The sequence below is a fragment of the Paraburkholderia podalyriae genome (assembly GCF_014397785.1).
Classification (GTDB): Bacteria; Pseudomonadota; Gammaproteobacteria; order Burkholderiales; family Burkholderiaceae; genus Paraburkholderia; species Paraburkholderia podalyriae.
In genome coordinates, this window is the sequence record NZ_VZQQ01000193.1 from 1 (window position 1) to 2,183 (window position 2,183).

2 protein-coding genes are annotated in these 2,183 nt (G+C 58.4%); both read left to right on the forward strand.

All coding sequences use genetic code 11. From position 1 onward, the window contains the following. The first annotated feature begins 131 nt into the window (after positions 1-131). Positions 132-1,370: a site-specific integrase gene (locus tag F6X42_RS42380; protein ID WP_187639699.1), complete on the forward strand. Its 1,239-nt coding sequence runs from the start codon at positions 132-134 to the stop codon at positions 1,368-1,370. Next, a partial coding sequence (locus F6X42_RS42385; protein WP_187639700.1) for a tyrosine-type recombinase/integrase occupies positions 1,367-2,183 on the forward strand: 817 nt, incomplete at its 3' end. The genes F6X42_RS42380 and F6X42_RS42385, both read left to right, overlap by 4 nt.

A 2,183-nucleotide genomic window follows, 5' to 3' on the forward strand; every position in this document is an offset into this window, starting at 1 on the left:
CACTATGTGCCCTTCCTGACTATGTCTTGTAATTGAACAATAGCCCGTATTTCTTGGGTAAATGCGTGTTGTGAGATAGAGATAGTCTTGATTCCTTCCATCAGCCCCCGGCGTCCGGGAAGGAGTCCATCATGAAGTGCACGATTCGTGACCATATCGTTTTATCTCGCCCGCCAGAGGGGCCGGTCGCGGTCCATATCGTCGCCTTTGCGAATTCGATAGCCGAGCAGGGGTACAGTGTGCAGTCACTGCAGTACAAGGTTCGGCTCGCAGCCGCTTTTAGCCGCTGGCTTGAACGAACAGGAATCAATTTGCGCAGCGTCTGCCCTGATCACGCGGTGCGATATTTGCGCTATCGTGCTCGGCGCGTACGGCCTTGTCCGGGGGATCGTGCCGCGCTCAGACACCTCATTGACTTTCTGGATCGTGAGGGTTTGATTTCCAGGCAGAAGATACCGGCACGACGGCCAACCCCTGTCGAGTCCTGCGTACAAGCATACGAGGAGTACCTGCGCGAGGCACGGGCCCTGGCCGAAGCAACGATCGTCAACTACGTGCCGTTCATCAAGGATTTTCTCGAAGACTGCTTTGGCGACGGACGAGTCAGGCTCTCGCATTTGCGTGCGTGCGACGTAGTGAGATTCGTGCAACGTCAGGCGGCACGGCTGCATTTGAAGCGGGCCAAGCTCATGACCACCGCGCTGCGATCCTTTCTACGCTACGCGTGCTATCGGGGCGACATAACGCTCGATCTGGCCGCTGCCGTTCCGGTCGTGGCCAACTGGTCGATGCCGTCAATCCCCCGTGCGATTCCAGCAGAGCAGACACGGAAACTGCTGGCCAGTATCGATCGACAGACCTCCGTCGGTCGTCGTGACTACGCCATCCTGCTGCTGCTCGCTCGCCTGGGATTGCGTTCAGGGGAAGTCGCATTTCTCGAGCTCGAAGATATTGACTGGAACACTGGCCATCTAAGCGTACACGGCAAGAGTGGACAACACACTGGACTGCCTTTACTCACCGATGTCGGCAAGGCGATCGCTGCATATCTTCGTTACGGTCGATCGCGTAGCGCCAGTCGCCGTGTATTTTTGCGTTCCAAGGCGCCTGTCACTGGCTTCCATGATGCAAGTGGGGTGGGCTCCATCGTTCGGCATTCCCTCCAGCGCGCAGGCATCGATTCCCCAACCATGGGGGCACACCAGTTTCGCCATGGACTGGCCAGCGAGATGCTGCGTCACGGTGCGTCGCTCGGCGAGATAGGCGAACTGTTGGGACACCGTCATCCCCAAACCACGAAGATCTATACGAAGGTCGACATCAAGGCGCTGCGTACGCTGGCCCTGCCGTGGCCGGGAGGTGTACGGTGAACACGCTCCGGCAGGCCGTTCAGGAGTATCTCAGCCTGAGGAGAAGCCTGGGATTCAAGCTTGAAGAGGCTGGCAAGGTCTTGCCTGATTTCGTCACGTTCATGGAACGGCACCGCGCTTCCTGCATCACCCAGGCATTGGCTCTCAGGTGGGCCCAGCAACCTTCAAACGTCCAACCTGCAAACTGGGCGCGACGACTAAGTTTCGTGCGCCAGTTCGCACGTCATCGTAGTGCGACCGATCCACGCACGCAGATTCCTGCACCTGGCCTGCTGCCGTTCGGGCCGAAACGGGCTCGACCCTATCTGTACTCGGACGACGAGATTCGCAGATTACTCCATGCCGCGCTCCAAATACCTTGCCGCTACCAACGCGACGAACTGCAACCATGGACCTACCATTGCCTGTTTGGCTTGTTGAGCGTATCGGGCATGCGTCTGGGTGAAGCGCGCAATCTTAAGCTTCAGGACGTTGATCTGGTAGCGGGAGTATTGACCATTCGCGGTGCCAAGTTTGGCAAGGCCAGACTCATCCCCCTGCACGCCTCGACCTGCAAGGTAATTGCCGACTACATTGCTCGCCGCAAACGCCATTGGGCGAATCGACCGGTGTCCTCCTATCTGTTCGTTTCCAACCAGGGCAATCGTCTGGACGGCGGCGAGATTCATCGCCACTTCTATGCGTTGTCCCGGCAGATCGGCTTGCGGGGTCCAGCGGACAGTCATGGCCCACGTCTGCACGACATGAGGCACGTGTTTGCAACGAATACGCTTGTACGCTGGTACCGTTCAGGACAGGACCCCGAGCGCCGCC

Excerpts from the sequence above, each read along its gene's own strand:
- F6X42_RS42380 (WP_187639699.1), top strand. The coding sequence starts at position 132 with ATGAAGTGCACGATTCGTGACCATATCGTTTTATCTCGCCCGCCAGAG.